Annotated in this window: 12 protein-coding genes; 9 read left to right on the top strand and 3 right to left on the bottom strand. The window is 70.3% G+C overall.

Going from position 1 to position 20,078, the window contains the following annotated elements:
• Nucleotides 1-64: 64 nt before the first annotated feature.
• A complete protein-coding gene (locus ACIBJB_RS29440) occupies nucleotides 65-1,510 on the top strand; it encodes an aldehyde dehydrogenase family protein (RefSeq protein ID WP_398934829.1) in 1,446 nt (481 codons plus the stop codon).
• A gap of 129 nt (nucleotides 1,511-1,639) precedes the next feature.
• On the opposite strand, the gene ACIBJB_RS29435 is transcribed toward ACIBJB_RS29440, so the two are convergent.
• Nucleotides 1,640-4,495 carry a glycoside hydrolase family 3 C-terminal domain-containing protein gene (locus ACIBJB_RS29435; RefSeq protein WP_398934827.1) on the bottom strand — a complete coding sequence of 952 codons (2,856 nt, stop codon included), beginning with the start codon at nucleotides 4,493-4,495 and terminating at the stop codon, nucleotides 1,640-1,642.
• 327 nt (nucleotides 4,496-4,822) lie between these two features.
• Here ACIBJB_RS29435 and ACIBJB_RS29430 point away from each other — a divergent pair, with 327 nt between their 5' ends.
• The 8 genes from ACIBJB_RS29430 (at nucleotide 4,823) to ACIBJB_RS29395 (ending at nucleotide 16,405) form a co-directional block, all read left to right on the top strand.
• Nucleotides 4,823-6,502, top strand: coding sequence for an extracellular solute-binding protein (locus tag ACIBJB_RS29430; RefSeq protein ID WP_398934825.1), 1,680 nt, complete (start codon nucleotides 4,823-4,825; stop codon nucleotides 6,500-6,502).
• The gene (locus ACIBJB_RS29425) at nucleotides 6,502-7,554 is read left to right on the top strand and encodes an ABC transporter permease (RefSeq protein WP_398934823.1); all 1,053 of its coding nucleotides are present in this window, start codon (nucleotides 6,502-6,504) and stop codon (nucleotides 7,552-7,554) included. Before ACIBJB_RS29430 ends, ACIBJB_RS29425 begins: the two co-directional genes overlap by 1 nt.
• The gene (locus tag ACIBJB_RS29420; RefSeq protein WP_398934821.1) at nucleotides 7,551-8,477 is read left to right on the top strand and encodes a carbohydrate ABC transporter permease; all 927 of its coding nucleotides are present in this window, start codon (nucleotides 7,551-7,553) and stop codon (nucleotides 8,475-8,477) included. The genes ACIBJB_RS29425 and ACIBJB_RS29420 overlap by 4 nt, the downstream gene beginning before the upstream one ends.
• A gap of 124 nt (nucleotides 8,478-8,601) precedes the next feature.
• On the top strand, nucleotides 8,602-10,806 hold the full coding sequence (locus tag ACIBJB_RS29415; RefSeq protein ID WP_398934819.1) for a 1,4-beta-glucanase: 2,205 nt from the start codon (nucleotides 8,602-8,604) through the stop codon (nucleotides 10,804-10,806).
• Nucleotides 10,806-12,785 (top strand): beta-galactosidase, encoded by a 1,980-nt coding sequence (locus tag ACIBJB_RS29410; RefSeq protein WP_398934817.1) that lies wholly within the window; start codon nucleotides 10,806-10,808, stop codon nucleotides 12,783-12,785. The genes ACIBJB_RS29415 and ACIBJB_RS29410 overlap by 1 nt, the downstream gene beginning before the upstream one ends.
• Nucleotides 12,782-15,001: a glycosyl hydrolase family 95 catalytic domain-containing protein gene (locus ACIBJB_RS29405; protein WP_398934815.1), complete on the top strand. Its 2,220-nt coding sequence runs from the start codon at nucleotides 12,782-12,784 to the stop codon at nucleotides 14,999-15,001. The genes ACIBJB_RS29410 and ACIBJB_RS29405 overlap by 4 nt, the downstream gene beginning before the upstream one ends.
• Before the next feature lie 37 nt (nucleotides 15,002-15,038).
• On the top strand, nucleotides 15,039-15,749 hold the full coding sequence (locus ACIBJB_RS29400) for a hypothetical protein (protein WP_398934813.1): 711 nt from the start codon (nucleotides 15,039-15,041) through the stop codon (nucleotides 15,747-15,749).
• A gap of 35 nt (nucleotides 15,750-15,784) precedes the next feature.
• Nucleotides 15,785-16,405, top strand: coding sequence for a chorismate mutase (locus ACIBJB_RS29395; protein WP_398934811.1), 621 nt, complete (start codon nucleotides 15,785-15,787; stop codon nucleotides 16,403-16,405).
• A 57-nt stretch (nucleotides 16,406-16,462) separates the two neighbouring features.
• Here ACIBJB_RS29395 and ACIBJB_RS29390 read toward each other — a convergent pair whose 3' ends face one another.
• On the bottom strand, nucleotides 16,463-18,502 hold the full coding sequence (locus tag ACIBJB_RS29390; RefSeq protein ID WP_398934809.1) for a TIM-barrel domain-containing protein: 2,040 nt from the start codon (nucleotides 18,500-18,502) through the stop codon (nucleotides 16,463-16,465).
• 84 nt (nucleotides 18,503-18,586) lie between these two features.
• The gene (locus tag ACIBJB_RS29385; RefSeq protein ID WP_398934807.1) at nucleotides 18,587-19,600 is read right to left on the bottom strand and encodes a LacI family DNA-binding transcriptional regulator; all 1,014 of its coding nucleotides are present in this window, start codon (nucleotides 19,598-19,600) and stop codon (nucleotides 18,587-18,589) included.
• Between the last annotated feature and the right edge of the window lie 478 nt (nucleotides 19,601-20,078).

Here is a 20,078-nt window from a genome sequence, read left to right as displayed (position 1 = left end):
CCGAGTGGCCCACTGCTCCACCCCGGCCAATTCGATCCCGCCCTCCCGGCCCTACCGTGGAGTCATGACTTCCACCCACGCCTTCTGGCTCGCCGGCCGCCAGGTCACCGGCGAGGACACCTTCGACGTCACCTCCCCGTGGGACGGCCGGCTCGTGGGCAGGGTCGCCGTGCCGGACGACGAGCAGATCGAGGAGGCCGTGGCCGCCGCGTACGCCGTACGGGACGAGTTCGCCGCCACGCCCGCCCACGTCCGCGCCGCCGCCCTCGACCATGTCAGCCGCAGGCTCGTCGAACGCACGGAGGAGATCGCGCAGCTCATCTCCGCCGAGAACGGCAAGCCGATCAAGTGGGCCCGGGGGGAGGTCGGCCGTGCCGTCTCCGTGTTCCGGTTCGCCGCGGAGGAGGCCCGCCGGTTCAACGGCGGTGAGGCCCAGCGCCTCGACACCGACGCCGGCGGTCAGGGGCGTCTCGCGCTGACCCGGCGCTTCCCGAAGGGTGTCGTGCTCGGTATCGCGCCCTTCAACTTCCCGCTCAACCTCTGCGCCCACAAGATCGCCCCGGCGATCGCGGCCGGCGCCCCGATCATCCTGAAGCCGGCCCCGGCCACCCCGCTCTCCGGGCTGATCATCGGCGACCTCCTCGCCGAGACCGAGCTGCCCGCCGGCGCGTGGAGCATCCTGCCCGTCCCGAACGACCGGATGCCCGCCCTGGTCCAGGACGAGCGCCTGCCCGTGATCTCCTTCACCGGTTCCGAGAAGGTCGGTTACGCGATCATGGACTCGGTGCCGCGCAAACACTGCACCCTGGAGCTCGGCGGCAACGGCGCGGCGGTCGTCCTCGGCGACTACGCCAGCGACGAGGACCTCGACTGGGCCGCGACCCGCATCGCGACCTTCTCCAACTACCAGGGCGGCCAGTCCTGCATCTCCGTGCAGCGGGTGATCGCCGACGCGTCGGTGTACGACCGGCTGCTCCCGCGGATCGTCGCCGCCGTCGAGGCCCAGGTCACCGGCGACCCGGGCGACGACAGGACCGACGTCGGCCCGCTGGTCAGCGAGGACGCGGCGGTGCGCGTCGAGGCGTGGGTGAAGGAGGCCGTCGAGGCGGGCGCCACCCTGCTCACCGGCGGCGACCGCGACGGCGCCTCCTACGCGCCGACCGTCCTCTCCGACGTCCCGGCCGACACGACGATCTCCTGCGAGGAGGTCTTCGGCCCGGTCCTCACCGTGCAGAAGGTGGACGGCGAGGAGGCGGCGTTCGCCGCCGTCAACGCCTCCAAGTACGGACTCCAGGCAGGCGTGTTCACCCACGACCTGCAGGCCGCCTTCCGCGCCCACCGCGCGCTGGAGGTCGGCGGCGTGGTCGTCGGCGACGTGCCCTCCTACCGCGCCGACCAGATGCCGTACGGCGGTGTCAAGCAGTCCGGTGTGGGCCGCGAGGGCGTGAAGTTCGCGATGGACGACTACACGTACGAGCGGGTGCTGGTGCTGACGGGGCTCGCCCTCTAGCTGAAGCCCTCCAGTACCAAAGCCGCCCTCTAGCTAATGGGAACCATTTCCATATAGGGTTCTCGAAGAGGCCCGGCACCGATGCCTTCCGGTGCCGGGCCTCTTCTTGTCGTCAGCCGCTCCGGACCCTCAACCGGAGAAGCCGACGTGCGCGAGCCGCAGTGGGCCGCGCAGCCTGAGGTGCACGTCGTGCACGCCCTCGGCGACGATCTCGGCGCCGAGAGTGGTGTAGTCGTACGGTCCGGAGCCGGATTCCTCCACCTGCAGGACGGCGAGCACCGTGCCCCCGTCCAGTGAGACTTCGACCGCGCCCTCGCCGGAGACCGTCACGGTGACCCCGGAGGCGCCGTCCCCGAAGTCGCAGCTCCGGTAGACCAGTTCGCCGGTACGGCCCTCGGCCGCCGTCACCGCGTCGCCCGCCGTTTTCGTCCGGTCGACGATCTCGATGCCGCTCTGCTCGTCGAAGTCCGCGCCCTGAATGCCCCGTTGGAGAACGGGACGCGGTGCGCCGGGCTCGCCGTCGAGCAGGACCGTCGTCCGCAGCCGGATGTCCTCACTGGAGGCACCGGCCAGCAGCTCGTACGGGCCCGGCTCCAGGCGTGAGCGGCCCTGCGCCACGTCCCAGAACTCGAAGGCGCGCAAGGGGACTTCGAAGGACAGCTCCTCGCGGACGCCCGGGGCGAGCGTCACGCGCCGGTGGGCCACGAGTTCGCGGCGCGGGCGGGGGAGTGCCGGGTCCACCGCGCGGGTGTAGAGCTGGGCGACCTCGTCGGCGGTGACGTCACCGGTGTTCGTGATCGCGAACGAGACCTGCAGCGCCCCGTCCGTCACACGGGACGTGAGGTCGCCGTACGAGAAGGACGTGTACGAGAGCCCGTGGCCGAACGGGAACAGGGTTGTGCCCTCGAAGTACAGGTACGTCTGGCGGCTGCCGATGACGTCGTAGTCGAGGAGTCCGGGGAGGTCGCCGTCGCTCTCGTACCAGGTCTGGGGGAGGCGGCCCGCGGGAGAGACGTCCCCGGCCAGGACGCGGGCCAGGGCGGTGCCGGCCGCCTGGCCGCCGTGGGCCGTCCAGAGCACCGCGGCGAGGTCGGAGGTGTCGACCGCGTACGGGTAGGCCGAGACCAGGACCAGGACCGTACGGGGGTTGGCGGCGCGCGCCGCCCGCAGCAGGCGCTCCTGGTGGGCGGGGAGCCGCAGGGACGCCCGGTCCTCGGTCTCGCGGCCGTTGATGTGCGGGTCGTTGCCCGCGACGACCAGGACCACGTCGGCCTCGGACGTGACCCGGGTCACTGCGTCCTCGCCGCGTTCGGCGATGATCAGCTCGAAGGTTTCCGGCTTCGCCCCGGGTTCCGTGTTCTCGTCGGCAACCTTCACTCCGTCCGCGGCGACCGTGACGTGGCGGCCCGTGCCGATGTGCCGAAGGAGGTGACCGTTCGCGTGCGGTTCCAGGCGGAAGGTCTCCTGGACGACCCAGCCCCCCGGCTGGTCGGCGGAGGCGCGCAGGTAGCCGTCCTCGGCGACGGAGAGATAGCGGCCGTCGGGCGCGCGGAGCGTGAGGACGCCCTCGTCCCAGTCGATCAGCGCGAACTCGGTGCCGGCCGCGTCGGTCGTCAGCGGGGGCAGGTCCGTGCGGCCCGCGAGCAGCGCCGGGTCCAGGGCACCCTCCGCACCGGGCACCTCGTCTTCGCCCGCTTCGGAGGCCAGGACGTGCAGAAACGTCCCGGCGGAGGTCTTCAGCCGGACCCGGTCCACGCCCTCCGCGAACTCCACCCGCTCGGCGCCGAACCGCTCGTACAGCCCCTCCAGCGGGGTGGAGCGGTGGAGGAGCGTGCCGCTGTACCAGTCGAGCTTGCACTCGTCGGCGAGCAGGCCGACCACGGCGAGCCGGGTGCCGGGGGCGAACGGGAGCACGCCGTCGTTCCTGAGCAACACGATCGCCTGCTCGGCGGCCTCCTGGGCGAGCGCGCGGTGTGCCGGGGTGTCGAAGTCCTTGACGTCGGCGTACGGGTCGTCGTGCGGGTCGAACTCACCGAGCCGGAAGCGGACCGAGAGCTGTCGGCGGACCGCGGTGTCGATGTCGGCCTCGGTCAACAGGCCCTGCTCGTAGGCCTTCCGGATCCGCCCGACCATCTGCGAACTGTCCGTGCCGTGGTCGGTGAAGCTGTCGACGCCGGCCCGCAGGGAGGCCGCGGTGGCCTCCTCGTGGGTGTCGAAGTAGTGCTCGTGGTCGACCAGGTTGGAGGGCGCGCCCGCGTCCGAGCAGACCAGCAGCTCCTCGTCGGTCCAGGCGCGCAGGTGCTCGCGCAGATACGGCGAGACGTGGTTGGGGCGGCCGTTGACCAGGTTGTACGCCGGCATCACCCCGGCCACCGCGCCCGCCTCGACCGTCTCGCGGAAGGCGCGCAGGTCGTATTCGTGCAGCACGCGCGGACGCACCGAGCTCGACGACGTGGCCCGGTCCGTCTCGTTGTTGTGGGCCAGCCAGTGCTTGAGCACCGGGGCGGTGCGCCAGTACGTGGGGTGGTCGCCGCGCAGCCCGTGGGTGTAGGCGGTGGCGATGGCCGAGGTGAGCTTCGGGTCCTCCGAGTAACCCTCCTCGTTACGGCCCCACAGCGGGTGCCGGAGCAGATTGACCGTCGGTGCCCAGATGTTGAGGCCGACCCTCTCGTCGCGGGCGCGCATCGCCCGGACCTCCTTGGACACCGCCTCGCCGATCCGGCGTACGAGCTCGGTGTTCCAGGTCGCGCCGAGGCCCACCGCCTGCGGGAAGACCGTCGCCGGTCCCATCCACGCGACGCCGTGCAGTGCCTCCTGGCCGGTGCGGAACGCGGAGATGCCGAGCCGTTCGACGGCCGGGGCGAACTGGTGCAGGAATCCGGTCTTCTCGTCGAGGGTCAGCCGCGACAGCAGATCGTCGATGCGCTTCGCGAACGGCAGGTGCGGATCGCGAAACGGTGGTGTGTGCGGCGGGTGTGCGGTCACGTGGGGATCCCCCTGCGATGGATCGGTTCGATGCTTTCGAAGCGCTTCGATGCTCATTCGACATCAGGGCGGGTGTCAAGGGATCCACACCGTCACTTCAAGCGGTGCATAAGAAAAGGTCACCCCTTATGCCTCTGAGGAATCTTGGGATCGACCCTTGTGCGCCCTTGGGTGTTCACTTAACCTCACAGCAACATCGAAGCGCTTCGACTACGGATTCCGTCGCAATGGTCGATGCATCGCTTCAGCTCAGCCAGTTCCACTCAAGACACCGCAGCCGACGGCTCCACCGCCGGGTGTCCTGGTGCGCCATGAAGGGTTGACGCAATGACGCCGAACGCCGCTTCCGCCTCCTCCGGACCAAGCCGGAGAAGCTTCCTCGCCTCGACGGCGGTTGCCACCGCCGCGGTGGCGGGCGGGATGCCGCTGCTCTCCGCCTGCGGCGGCTCGGACAGCGACTCGCGCGAGGGGACCACGTCGGGCAAGGCCGCGGACAAGCTGCTCCCGACGTTCGTCGCCAGCACGGTCGCGAACCCGGACCTGCCGTCCAAGAACGGCTCGGCCGCCGGATACACCGGCAAGGTCGACCTCGCGGCCCTCAAGGCCTCGGTCCCGGACAAGCTCGGCACCGGCGCCTCATTCAAGATCATGTCCCCGTTCTGGGGCTCCCCGCCGAAGGCCGGCTGCGCCTACTACAAGGCGCTCGACGCCGCCGCGGGCACCAAGATCACCTGGCAGAACCAGGACGGCAACACCTACGGCCAGAAGCTCGGCGCCGTCCTCGCCTCCAGCTCCATACCCGACATGGTGGTCGTGCCCGGCTGGGAACTGGTCGGCAAGATCGCGAACGCCGTCACCGCGAAGTTCATGGACCTCGGCCCCTACCTGGCGGGCGACAAGGTCAAGAAGTACCCGAACCTGGCCGCGATCCCCTCCGACGCCTGGCGCATGGGCATCTTCGGCGGCGCGCTGCGCGGCATTCCGATGCCGGCCGCCACCGCGTCCTTCATCGTGCCCTACTACCGCAAGGACATCTTCGACAAGAAGGGCTACTCGGTACCCAAGTCGCCCGACGAGTTCCTCAGTTGGGCGAAGGAGGCCACCAGCGCCAAGGCCAAGGTGTGGGCCTGCGGTGACATGTCCTGGACCGCCTTCAACATCTTCGGCGTCCGTGCCTCCGGGGCCCTCGGCTGGAACATCGGCGACGACGGCAAGCTGACGTACCGCATCGAGCAGCCCGAGTACCTCGAAGCCCTGGAGTGGACGCGCAAGCTGTTCGACGCCGGTGTGGTCCACCCCGACGACAAGGCGCGCTCGGGCGACGTGGGCAACCGCTTCACCGCCGGGCAGGTCCTCGTCTACAGCAACGACATGTCCCACTGGTACGGCAAGACCGCCGAACAGGCCGCGTCCAACCCGGACTTCCAGATCGAGGGCATGGACATCTTCGGCGCCGACGGCGGCGACCCGAAGCTGTGGGCGGCCCAGCCCGCCGGCATCTGGTCGATGATCCGCAAGGGCGCCTCGAAGACCACGATCGAGAATGCCCTGGCCGCCGCCGACTTCGCGGCCGCGCCCTACGGCACCAAGGAGCGGATGCTCGTCGACTACGGTGTCGAGGGCACCCACTACACCGTCAAGAACGGCGTCCCGGTCAAGAACGACCTCGGCAACTCCGAGGTGGTCAACGCCTGGGTGATGCTGGCCGCGCCGGCCGCCTACTACGCACACCCCGACTTCCCCGAGGTCGCCCGCAAGCAGGTCGAGTGGCAGCAGCGGATGGGCGCCTTCATGAAGAAGACGTCCACGTTCGGCATGAACATCGTCGAGCCGACCCGCTACGCCAACCTCTCCAGCCAGTTCGAGCAGCTGGAGATCGACTACGTGCGCGGCAACCGCAAGCTGTCGGACGTACAGGCCGCCATCTCCACCTGGAAGTCCTCCGGCGGCGACAAGCTGCGCGACTGGTACAAGCAGCTCATCGACAAGAACGGCAGCGGCAACTGATGTCTCTCACGGCCGGGAGCAGGCCCGACGGGACTCGTCCTCCCGCGGCCGTCGAGGAACCGACGGCCGCGGTCACCGCGGCGGTGACGAAGGCGCGGGTGCCGCGCAAGACGGCCAAGGCCGGCAGGATCCCCTTCCGGGTCCGGCTGCGCCGCGACCGCGCGCTCATCCTGATGACGCTGCCCGTCATCCTCCTGCTCCTGCTCTTCAACTACGTTCCGCTGCTCGGCAACGTCGTCGCCTTCCAGGACTACGACCCCTACGTTTCCAGCAACGGCGTCACCGCGATCTTCCACAGCCCCTGGGTCGGGGTGGAGCAGTTCTCCCGGATGATCGACGACCCGCTGTTCTGGGACGCCGCGAAGAACACCATCCTGCTGTTCGCGCTCCAACTGGTGCTGTTCTTCCCGATCCCCATCGCCCTCGCGCTGCTCATCAACAGCGTGATCAGGCCCCGGGTCCGGGCCGTGGCGCAGGCGATCATGTATCTGCCGCATTTCTTCTCATGGGTCCTCGTCGTCACCGTGTTCCAGCAGATCTTCGGCGGCGCGGGCATCATCGCCCAGACCCTGGAGGACCACGGCTGGAGCGGCTTCGACCTGATGACCAACGCGGGTCTGTTCAAGTACCTGGTCACCGCGCAGGCCGTCTGGAAGGACGCCGGCTGGGGGATCATCGTCTTCCTCGCCGCGCTGGCCGCCGTCAGCACCGACCTGTACGAGGCCGCCGCCATGGACGGCGCTGGGCGCTGGCGCCGCATGTGGCACGTGACGCTGCCCGCCCTGCGCCCGGTGATCGCGCTGCTGCTGGTCCTGAGGGTGGGCGACGCGCTGAGCGTCGGCTTCGAGCAGTTCCTGCTCCAGCGGGACGCGGTCGGGGTAGGGGCCAGTGAGGTCCTCGACACCTACGTGTGGAACATGGGTATCCAGAACGGCGACTTCAGCTACGCGGCCGCGGTCGGCCTCGTCAAGGGAGTCATCGGAGTGTGTCTCGTCCTGGCCGCGAACAAGTTCGCGCACCTGCTGGGCGAGCAGGGGGTGTACCAGAAGTGAGCCTCAACACGCAGCTCGTCCGCAGTCTCAAGGCCCCCGCACGGCCCGCGTGGGAGGAGGAGCCGAACAAGGCCGGAGTCACCGCGAAGGGCGGTCTCCTTCTCCTGTGCTGCCTGGGCGTGCTCGGTCCGCTGTGGATCGTGATCGTCACCAGCCTCTCCCCGAAGCCGGTGATCGACCGGGTCGGCGGCCTCGTCGTGATCCCGCAGGGCATCACCTTCGTGAACTACACGGAGCTGCTCAGCGGCGGTCAGGTGAGCCGGGCGATCATGGTCTCGGTAGGGGTCACGCTCGTCGGCACGGTGTTCTCGATGGCGGTGTCGGTGCTGGCCGCTTACGGGTTGTCGCGGCCGGGGAGTCTGGGGCACCGGTTCTTCCTTATGACCATGATGGCGACGATGTTCTTCGGGGCCGGCCTCATTCCGACGTACCTGCTGGTGCAGTCGCTGGGACTGACGGACACCTATCTGTCGCTGATCCTGCCGAGCGCGGTCAGTGTCTTCAACATCCTGGTGCTGCGGGCCTTCTTCATGGGCATCTCGCCCGAACTCACCGAGTCGGCGCGCATCGACGGGGCCGGTGACCTGCGGATCCTGCTGACCATCATCATGCCGTTGTCGCGGGCCGTGCTGGCGGTGATCTCGCTGTTCTATGCGGTGGGTTACTGGAGTGCCTGGTTCAACGCGTCGATCTATCTGAGCGACCAGGACATGATGCCGTTGCAGAACGTGCTCATCCAGCTCGTGCAGAAGCACACGGAGGCACCCACGGGGCTTCAGCAGGCGGTGCGCACAGGGCAGTTGTCGGCGCTGGGTCTGCAGATGGCCGTGATGGTGCTGGCGTTGATCCCTGTCGCGGTGGCTTCTCCGTTCGTGCAGCGGCACTTCAAGAAGGGCATGTTGACGGGTGCGGTGAAGGGTTGACCGCGGCGCCTATTCAACTGGGGGCTGTTGAGCGTCGGCGGCTGCGGGTTCGTGGTGGCTGGTGGCGCAGTTCTCCGCGCCCCTGAGTGGGTTCACTTCCTCTTAGTTCAGAGCGAGGTTTGTCATGCTTACGTCCGGGCTTAGTCGGCGTGCTGTTCTGGCCGGGACCGCGGCTGTCGCCGCGCTCACCACCGTTCCTTCCCTCCAAGGGCGTGCGGAAGCCGCCTCGGTCACTCCCACCTACCGCTGGCGTCAAGTCGCCATCGGCGGCACCGGATTCGTCACCGGTGTTCTCTTCCACCCCTCCGTCCGCGGACTCGCCTACGCCCGTACCGACATCGGCGGTGCCTATCGCTGGGACGACCGGAGCGCGCGCTGGATTCCGCTCAACGACGATCTCGGCTGGGACGACTGGAACCTCCTCGGGGTCGAGGCCATGGCCGTCGACCCCGCCCATCCCGACCGGGTCTACCTCGCGCTCGGCACCTACGCCCAGTCCTGGGCCGGCAACGGGGCCGTGCTGCGGTCCGAGAACCGTGGTGCCACCTGGACCCGGACCGACCTCACCGTGAAGCTCGGGGGGAACGAGGACGGGCGGGGGGCCGGGGAGCGGCTGCTCGTCGATCCGCGGGACAGTGACACGCTGTGGCTGGGCACCAGACACGACGGGCTGCTCAAGTCCACGGACCGGGGCGCGACCTGGAAGGCCGTGAGCTTCCCGGCCACTCCGAGCGCCACCGGCCAGGGCATCACCCTCCTCGTCGCCGCGGGCCGCAGCGTCTACGCCGGCTGGGGCGACTCGGACGGCACCGCCGCCAACCTGTACCGCACCTCCGACGGCACCACCTGGGAAGCCGTCCCCGCGCAGCCCTCCGGTGCCGCCGCCAAGGTGCCGATCCGGGCCACCTACGACTGCCACACCCGCGAGCTGTACGTCACCTACGCCGACGCGCCCGGCCCCAACGGGCAGTCCGACGGCAGTGTGCACAAGCTGGCCACGGCGAGCGGGAAGTGGACGGACGTCACGCCCGTGAAGCCCGGCGGGACCACGAGCGACGGCTCCTCCGACTCCTTCGGGTACGGCGGAGTCGCCGTCGACGCCCGCCGCCCCGGCACCGTCGTCGTCTCCACCAACAACCGCTGGGCGGCCGTCGACACCCTGTACCGGACCACGAACGGCGGCCGCACCTGGACCTCCCTCAAGGATTCCGCGGTCCTCGACGTGTCCGAGACCCCGTTCCTCACCTTCGGGGCCGACACACCCAAGTTCGGCTGGTGGATCCAGGCCCTCGCCGTCGATCCGTACGACTCGAGCCACATCGTCTACGGCACCGGCGCCACCCTCTACGGCACCCGGGACCTCAAGCACTGGGCGCCGCAGATCCGCGGCCTGGAGGAGACCTCCGTACGCCTGCTGATCTCGCCCCCGACCGGGGAGGCGCACCTGCTCAGCGGGCTCGGGGACATCGGGGTGATGTACCACGAGCGGCTCACGGCGTCACCGTCCCGGGGCATGGCGAGCAACCCCGTGTTCGGGTCGGCGACGGGACTCGCCCAGGCCGCGGCCAAGCCCTCGTACGTCGTCCGCACGGGCTTCGGCGACCACGGCAACGGCGCCTACTCGAACGACGGCGGCAAGACCTGGGCGCCCTTCGCGGCCCAGCCCGCCCTCGCCAAGGACGCACCGGGGCCGATCGCCACCAACACCGACGGCAGCGTGCTGCTGTGGACCTTCGTGCACTGGGACGGCACCAAGTACCCCGCCCAGCGCTCCACGGACAACGGAGCGACCTGGTCCGAGGTCCCCACCTACCCCAAGGGCGCCACCCCGCTCGCCGACCCCGTCGACCCGACGCGCTTCTACGCGTACGACACCGACACCGGCACCCTGTTCGCCAGCACGGACAGCGGCCTCACCTTCACCGGCCGCGCGAGCGGACTGCCCTCCGGCGACAGCCAGTTCCAGCTGGCCGCGGCCCCGGGACGCTCCGGCGACCTGTGGCTCAGCACCAAGACGAACGGCCTGTACCGGTCCACCGACGGCGGAGCGACCTTCACCAAGGTCACCAGCTGCTGGGCCTCGCACACCCTCGCCTTCGGCAAGGCGGCCAAGGGCGCCGACCACCCGGCGATCTACATGGTCGGAGCCACGGAGGCGATCACCGGCGTGTACCGCTCCGACGACGGCGCGAAGACCTGGGTGCGCGTCAACGACGACCGGCACCAGTGGGGCTGGATCGGCGCGACCATCGCCGCCGACCCGCGGCTGTACGGCCGCGTCTACATCGCCACCAACGGCCGGGGCATCCAGTACGGGGAGCCCGTCTGATGCCCGGGCTGAGCGCGGTGACCAACGGCCGCATCCTCTACGGCGGCGACTACAACCCCGAGCAGTGGCCCGAGGAGACCTGGCAGGAGGACGTCCGGCTGATGACGGCCGCCGGCGTCAACTCCGTCACGATCGGCGTCTTCTCCTGGGCGAAGCTCGAACCGCGGCCCGGGGAGCGGGACTTCGGCTGGCTGGACCGGCTGATGGACCTCATGCACGACAACGGCATCGGGGTCGTCCTCGCCACCCCCACCTCCTCGACACCGCCGTGGATGGGCCACCTGCACCCCGACACCCTGCCCGTCACCGAGGACGGCCGCACCGAGTACTGGGGCGGGCGCCAGCACTTCTCGCACTCCAGCGCCACCTACCGCCGTTACGCCGCCGCCATCACCGAGGACCTCGCCGCCCGCTACGGCGGCCACCCGGCCCTCACGATGTGGCACATCAACAACGAGTACTGCACCTACGACTGGAGCGACGAGGCCGCCGCCCGCTTCCGGACCTGGCTGCAGGACCGCTACGGCTCCCTCGACGCCCTCAACTCCGCCTGGGGCACCGCCTTCTGGAGCCAGGGCTACGGCGACTGGGCCGAGATCCACACACCCCGCAACGCCCACTACATGAAGAACCCCACCCAGGTGCTGGACTTCAAGCGGTTCACCTCCGACATGCTCCTCGAGTGCTACCTCGCCGAGCGGGACATCGTCCGCCGGGCCACCCCGCACACCCCTGTGACCACCAACTTCATGCCGATGTGGGTCGGTCAGGACGCCTGGCGCTGGGCCGAGGAGGAGGACGTCGTCTCCGTCGACCTCTATCCCGACCCCCGTGATCCGCTCGGGGCCCAACACGGCGCTCTCGTGCAGGACATGACCCGCTCGCAGGCCCGTGGACCGTGGATGCTCATGGAACAGGCAGCCGGACCGGTCAACTGGCGGGGCGTGAACCACCCCAAACCCCGTGGCCTGAACCGGCTCTGGTCCCTGCAGGCCGTCGCCCGCGGCGCCGACGCCGTCTGCTACTTCCAGTGGCGCCAGTCCCGGCAGGGCGCGGAGAAGTTCCACTCCGGAATGGTCAGTCACGCGGGGGAGGAGGGACGCACCTACCAGGAGGTCAAGCAGCTCGGGGCCGAACTGGCCGCGATCTCCGCACAGGTGACGGAACGTCACACCGTCAACGACATCGCCGTCCTGCACGACTGGCACGCCTGGTGGGCCGGCGCCCAGGACGGCCGCCTCTCCCGTGAGGTCGACTACCCCGACGTCCTCAAGGCCTGGCACCGCGCGCTCTGGGAAGCCCACCTCACCACCGACTTCGCTCACCCCGCACACGACCTCACCGCCTACAAGGTGGTCGTCGTCCCCCAGCTGTACGCCCTCACCGACGCGGCGATCGACAACCTCCTCGCCTACGTCCACCAGGGCGGCACCCTCGTCTCCGGATTCCTCACCGGCGTCGCCGACGAGGACGACCGGGTACGCCCCGGCGGCATGGACGCCCGGCTGCGCGAACTGTTCGGCATCCGCACCCTGCACGAGTGGTGGCCGCTGGACGCGGGGGAGCACGCGGAATGCGGCGGCTCACCCGGGGGATTCCGCGGCACCCTGTGGTCGGAGGAGATCGACAAGACCGAGGACGCGACCACAGAGGCCTCGTACAAGGGCGGTGAGCTCGACGGGCTGCCCGCCGTTCTGCGCAAGGGCCGCGCCTGGTACCTCTCGACGCTTCCCGAGCCGGGCGCTCTGCGCGAGCTCCTCGCCGGGATCGCCGCAGGTGCGGGCGCGCGACCGGTCCTCGACGGACTGCCCGGCCAGGTCGAGGCCGTCCGCCGCGGTGACCTGCTCTTCCTGCTCCACCACGGCCGCGAGCCGGTGACGGTCGACGTGCCCGGCACCCACCAGGACCTGCTGACGGGCCAGTCCCTCACGGACCGGGTCACCCTGGGCCGCTACGGAGTGGCGGTGCTCCGGCCATGACCGACGGACCCGTCCACGGCACCTGGGAACCCGAACCGGCCGCGCGCTGGGAGGACGGCTTCCTCAGCGGCAACGGCCACCACGGCGCTCTCCTCTTCGGCGAACCGAACGACGAGCGGGTCGTCGTCACCCACCACACGCTCGTCCGCCCCAACGGCGCCGAACACGCCCGCCCGCCCCGCCTCGCCGCCGAACTCCCCGCGCTCCAGGACCGGTTGCTCGCCGGCGAGCTCGACGCCGCCGAGCGCTTCACGGACGGACGCCCGCTGCAGTGGGTGCAGCCCTTCCACCCCGCCTTCCAGATCCGGCTGCGCCGTCCGCGCGCGGCCACTCCCGACCACCGTCGGTCCGTCGACTTCACCACCGGCGTCCTGCGCACGGAGTCCCAGGGATCGCGCAGCGAGGTCTTCGTCTCGCGCGCGGACGACGTCATCGTCCAGCAGGCCGAGGGGGCGGACCTGGTCGTCTCGCTGGACCACCGGCTGCCGGGCGCACCCGACACCCTGATGGTCGGCCAGAGCATCGTCCGCGCCGCCGACGGGGCCCTGCTCACCCTCTGCGTCCGCTATCCCGACAGCGACCGCCGCTACACCGGCATCACCCTGGTCGTCCCCACGGGCGGCCGCACCGCGCTCATCCCGCCGGGCGCGCGAGTCACCGGTGCCGAGTCCGTCCTCCTGCTGACCCGCGTCGTACGCCACACCGGCGAACTGGACACGGCACCCCACATCGAGGCCCTGCGCGACCTGGTCCCCGAATCCGGGTCCGAGCCGGGGACCGAGCCGGGGTCCGTCACCTACGCCCGACTCCTCGACCGGCACACCCCCCTCCACCGCACCGCCTACGCACGCGTCACCCTCGACCTCGCCGCCGACCCCGCCGAACGTGCCTTGCCGGGCTCGGAGTTGCTGAAGCGGCCCGACAGCCCCGCCCTCCTGGAACGCCTCTTCGCCGCCGGCCGCTACCACCTGCTCTCCGCCAGCGGCCTCTTCCCGCCCCGCCTCACCGGCCTGTGGACCGGCGAATGGGACACGGCATGGTCGGGAGCCTTCACCAACGACGCCAACGTCAACCTCCAGACCGCGTCGGCCGCGTACGCCGCCCTCCCCGAGGTCACCGAAGCCCTCGCCTCCCTGATCCACCGTCAGCTACCGGACTGGCAGGACAACGCCCGCGAGATCTTCGGCACCCGGGGTGCCGTGGCCCCGCCGCACTCCGACGGTGAGTCCGGGCTGACGTACCACTTCAGCCGCGAGTACCCGCTGCACCTGTGGACCGCCGGCGCCGACTGGCTGCTCAAGCCCCTCGTCGACCACGACGAGACCCGCGGCGAACAGGACCCACGCACCGCCCGTGCGCTCGCCGAAGTCGCCCTGTTCTACGAGGACTTCCTCACCCGCACCGACGCCGACGGCCATCTCGTCGTCGTCCCCTCCTACTCGCCCGAGAACCGCCCCGCGAACGCCAGTTGGGGCGCGATCAACGCGGCCATGGACCTCTCGGCCGCCCGGCACGCCCTGCTCACGGCCGCCGCCTACCACCCCGGGAACGCGGAAGCCTGGCGGGCCCTCGCCGACCGGCTCCCTCCCCACCGGGTCAACGCCGACGGCGCCCTCGCCGAATGGGCCTGGCCCGGCCTCGACGACACCTACGACCACCGCCACCTCAGCCACCTCTACGGCGTCTGGCCACTCGACGAGATCACCCCCTACGACGCCCCCGACCTCGCGGCGGCCGCCCACCGCGCCCTCGAACTCCGCGGCTCCGAGAACGACTCGGCCCACGGCCACCTGCACCACGCCCTCGTCGCGGCCCGGCTGCGCGACGGCGAACGCGTCGCGCACGCCCTCGGCCAGGTCCTCAAGGGCGACTTCTTCCACACCTCGCTGATGAGCGCGCACTACCCGAACCGGCACGTCTACAACGCGGACGCCGCCCACACCCTGCCCGCCGTCCTCGTCGAGATGCTGGTGCAGTCGACACCGGACCGGCTGGTGCTGCTCCCGGCGGTTCCCACCACCTGCCCCCGAGGTGAACTCCGGGGCATCCGCACCAGGTTCGGGGCCGCACTCGACCTCACCTGGAGCCCCACCGAAGCGACCGCGGTACTGCGCCCCACCCGCACCCACCGCGTCGAACTGAGGACTTCCTCCGGCACCGAGCCGCTCGACCTCGTCGCCGGAGAAGACCACGTCCTCCGTCTGGAGGCGTGGTAACCCCCCGCATTTCCCCCCACCCATGGAAAGGGACACCATGGCAAGCACTCTCCGCAAGATCACCATGGCCGCACTGGCCCCGGCGATGGCCATCGGCGCCACCGTCGGACTCGCCTCGGCCCCCGCCTCCGCCGCTGTCTGGAGCTCCTGCGCCCAGTACGGCAACACGAGCCTGAACGGCTACACGCTCTACAACAACATCTGGGGCTCCGGCGCCGGCAGCCAGTGCATCTGGGCCAACTCCGGCACCAACTGGGGCGTCAACGCCAACCACCCCAACACCGGCGGCATCAAGTCCTACCCCAACTCCAAGAAGGTGATCAACAAGTCGATCACCTCGCTCGGTTCGCTCTCCAGCAGCTACAACGTCTCGGTCCCGTCGTCGGGCGCGTACAACACGTCGTACGACATCTGGGACACCGACTACGACTACGAGATCATGCTCTGGGTCAACAAGACCGGAGCCGTCGGTCCGCTCGGCAGCTCGCAGGGCAACGTGACGCTCGGCGGCCACACCTGGACCGTCTACAAGGGCACCAACGGCTCGAACCAGGTCTTCTCCTTCGTCCGCACCTCCAACTCCAGCTCCGGCACGGTCAACATCCTCCCGATCCTGAAGTGGATCAAGGACACCAAGGGCTGGTTCGGCAACGAGACCATCGGTGACGTCCAGTTCGGCTTCGAGATCACCAGCTCGTCCGGTGGCCTCGACTTCGCCGCCAACAACCTGACCGTAAGCAGCAGTTGACCTGATCATGGGGCGAGATCGGGTTTGATGGGGACATGCGTACCACCACCCCCCTCCGACGTGCCCTGATCACCGTGACCGCGACCGCGGCCGTCGTTCTCACCGCGACGGGTTCCGCGGTCGCGGTTCCGGTCTCCGGGACGCCCGCGGCACCCCACGCCACCGCCCCCTCCCTCTCCGCCCTGCATCCCGTCGTCGCACTCGCCGCCGAACGCCTCGCCACCGCCGACCTGGTCGCCGCCGCCAAGTGGGGCACCGACAGCCCCATCGACGACCCCGCCCGCGAACAGCAGGTCCTCGACAACGTCGCCGCCCAGGCCCAGCAGCTCGGCGCCGACCCGGACGAGATCCGCGTGATCTTCCGCGACCAGATCGAGGCCAACAAGATCGTCCAGCGCGGCCTGTTCCAACGCTGGACCGACCACCCCGACGAGGCGCCGACGACCAAGCCGGACCTGAGCGTCGTACGGCAGGAGATCAACCGGGTGACCAGCGCGCTGGTCGAGGCCCTCGCCACCACCGCCGACGACCGCGGCGCGCTCACCTGCCGTCCCGAACTGGCACTGGCCGCCCTCCAGGTCCACCACGAGGACCACCTCGACGCTCTGCACACCAGGGCCCTGGCGCGTGCCCTGCGCTCGGTCTGCGGAAGCTGACCTCCTGCACGACGAAGCGGCCGGCCCACCCCCGTGGGACCGGCCGCTCCGGTAGGGCTACTCCGCCACCGGAAGCCGCGCACCGTCCCGCAGGAACAGCGGAATGCGGTCCAGCGGGGCGTCGACGGTCACCGTCCTGCCCCCCTCGTACGTCTCACCGGTCCACGCGTCCGTCCAGGTCGCGCCCGCAGGAAGATACGTCGTACGGACCGTCGCGCCTGCCGTGAGAACCGGCGCCACCAGCAGATCCGCGCCGAAGAGATACGCGTCGTCGACCGTCCACGTCGCCTGGTCGTCCGGGAACTCCAGGAAGAGCGGGCGCATCGGCGTCAGGCCCTCCTCGTGGGCCTCGCGCATGACCTTCAGGACGTACGGCTTCAGCCGCTCGCGCAGTCGCAGGTACTTCTCCATGATCGCGCCGGCCTCCTCGCCGTACGACCACACCTCGTTCGGGCCGCCGGTCATCTCCGGTCCCAGCGGCATGCCCGGATCGCGGAAGCCGTGCAGGCGCATGAGCGGGGACAGCGTGCCGAACTGGAACCAGCGGACCATGACCTCGCGGTACGCCGGATCGTCCGGGTCGCCGCCGTGGAAGCCGCCGATGTCCGTGTTCCACCACGGGATGCCGGACATCGCGGTGTTGAGACCGGCCGCGATCTGCTCGCGCAGGGTCGGGAAGTCGGTGCCGATGTCACCGGACCACAGGGCGGCGCCGTAGCGCTGACTGCCCGCCCAGGCCGAGCGGTTGAGGGTGATGACCTCCTCGCCGGCGGCCGTCAGGCCCTCGTGGAAGGTGCGGGAGTTCTCGGCCGGGTACATGTTGCCGACCTCGAGGCCGGGCCCCGCCCAGTAGCGCAGGTTCTCCTGGAAGCCGGGCTTGAGCTCCGGCTCGCAGGCGTCCAGCCAGAAGGCCGTGATGCCGTACGGGGCCAGGTAGTTGTCCCGGACCTTCGACCACATGAACTCCCGGGCCTCCGGGTTCGTGGCGTCGTAGAAGGCGACCTGGACGGTGGAGGCGACCCCCTTGTCGGGCCAGTCGGCGTGCGCCATGGGGCCGTACTGGGTGCCGATGAAGTAGCCGCGCTGTTCCATGACCGGGTGGTTCTCGCTGAGCGGCGACACCGACGGCCAGACGCTGACCACCAACTTGATGCCGAGCTCCTCCAGTTCACGGACCATCGCCGCCGGGTCGGGCCACTCGGCCGGGTCGAACTTCCACTCGCCGAGGTGCGTCCAGTGGAAGAAGTCGCAGACGATCGCGGAAATGGGGAGCCCGCGCCGCTTGTACTCCCGTGCCACGGACAGGAGTTCCTCCTGGGTGCGGTAGCGCAGCTTGCACTGCCAGAAGCCCGCCGCCCACTCCGGCAGCATCGGCGTCCGGCCGGTCACCCCGCTGTAGCGGCGCTGGCCGTCGGCCGGGGTGCCCGCGGTGATCCAGTAGTCGATCTGGCGGGCCGAGTCGGCCACCCAGCGCGTGCCGTTGTGGGCCAGCTCCACGCGGCCGATCGCCGGGTTGTTCCACAGCAGGGTGTAACCGCGGCTGGAGGCCAGGACCGGGATGCCCACCTCGGCGTTGCGCTGGATCAGGTCGAGGACCAGGCCCTTCTGGTCCAGCTTGCCGTGCTGGTGCTGGCCGAGGCCGTACAGCTTCTCGTCGTCGTAGGCGGCGAAGCGCTGCTCGAGACGGTGGTGGCCGTTGCCGACCGCGGTGTACAGACGCGAGCCGGGCCACCAGAAGTGGGCGCGGGCCTCCGCGAGGAGCTCGGCGGAGTCCGCGGTGCGCAGGAAGCGGAGCTGCCCCTCGGCGTCGACGTGGACGGTCAGCGCGCCCACCGTCAACTGGCCTTCCCCGTCACCGATCTTGACACTGCTCTCGGTGGCCGGCGGCTCGTCGAGCAGGGCGCCCGGCAGCCCCTCGAGGATCGGCCCGCCGAGCCGGGCCCGCACCCGGACCGCGTCCGGACCCCAGGGCTCGACCCGGACGGTCTCCTGGCGCCCGCTCCACTCCAGCGCGCCGTCCCGCTCCCGGAACGTGCCGACGGTGGGGGACGACTGCGCGAGAGTGACCTTGGGCTGGACTTCGGCAGGCTGATTCACGAGGAGTGCTCCTGAAGGAATGCAGACAGGGGCGTGCCGCACAGGCACGGGATGCGTGGTGTGTGAGGTCGGGTGGGTGAGGTGTCAGGACACCGAAGGCGCCGGGCCCGTGCTCGCCCGGACCGTCAACTCGGGTTCGATCAGGATGACTTCGTCCTCACCGCGGCCCTCAAGCTTGGCGACGAGCCGCTCCAGGGCGTGGCGGCCCATCTCCTGGGCGGGAATGGCGACCGACGTCAGCCGCACCGAGGCCTGGACGGCGACCTGTTCGGGGCAGATCGCGACCACCGAGACGTCCTCGGGGATGGCCCGGCCCTGCTGGCGCAGCAGCGCGAGCAGCGGCTCGACCGCCTGTTCGTTCTGGACGACGAAGCCCGTGGTGGCCGGACGCTCGTCGAGGATGCGAGCCAGCGTCACGGCCATCGCGTCGTACCCGCCGTCGCACGGCCGGTGCAGCAGTCGTACGCCCAACTCCTGGGCCCGCGACCGGAGTCCGTCCAGCGTGCGCTCGGCGAAACCGGTGTGCCGTTCGTAGACGGCGGGGGCCTCGCCGATGACAGCCATGTCGCGATGGCCGAGCTTCGCGAGGTGCTCGACGCACAGCGCGCCGGTGGCCCGGAAGTCGAGGTCGACGCAGGTGAGCCCGGAGGTGTCGGCGGGGAGGCCGATGAGCACGGAGGGCTGGTCGGTGCCGCGCAGGAACGGCAGCCGCTCGTCGTCGAGTTCGACGTCCATCAGGATCATCGCGTCGGCGAGCCCGCTGCCGGTGACGCGTCGTACGGCGTCGGGACCCTCCTCGCCGGTGAGCAGCAGGACGTCGTACCCGTGCGTCCGTGCGGTGGTGGCCACCGCGATGGCGATCTCCATCATCACCGGCACGTACATGTCGGTGCGGAGCGGGATCATCAGCGCGATGATGTTCGACCTGCTGCTGGCGAGGGCGCGGGCACCGGCGTTCGGGTGGTAGCCGAGTTCGCGGATGCTCTCCTCGACGCGCTGCCGGGTGGTCGTCGAGATGGACCGCTTGCCACTGAGGACATAGCTCACCGTGCTCGCCGAGACTCCGGCGTGCTGGGCGACCTCGGCGAGGGTGACCATCCAGCTCTCCAAGCTTTGTGAAGCGCTTCGACAGTGCGCAGTGCGTACAGGGGCGGGTGAGGGTGGTTCGACAGTAGCTCCCCCGGGAGTGGGTGTCCATAGGTTGTCGAAGCGCTTCGACAGAGACTCTTGGACGAGCGACCCACGGAGAAGGCCCCGCCGCCGGTGAACCCGCTCCCGCCTGCCCGTTCACGGCCTCGACGGGGTACGCCTTCCTGCCTACCACGACCGGCCGCGGGGGGCCATGGAACGGGAACCCGTCCGGTGAGAGCGGGATGGGCACCGTACACCTGGGGCGGGGCGCGGGGGTGAGCGTGCGGCCGGGCGAGGGGCGGGGCGCGGGGGTGGACGTGCAGCCGGGCGAGGGGCGGGGCGCGGGGGTGGACGTGCAGCCGGGCGAGCAGCACCGATCCGCCCCCGGCCTCGAGCCGCCTGACGCGGCGGGCCCGAACCGTCCTCGGCGGCCCGCCCATCCCGA

Origin of the sequence: Streptomyces sp. NPDC050759 (assembly GCF_044456945.1) — a bacterium.
In the GTDB taxonomy this organism is placed as follows: Bacteria; Actinomycetota; Actinomycetes; order Streptomycetales; family Streptomycetaceae; genus Streptomyces.
This window is presented reverse-complemented; position numbering and strand designations above follow the sequence as displayed.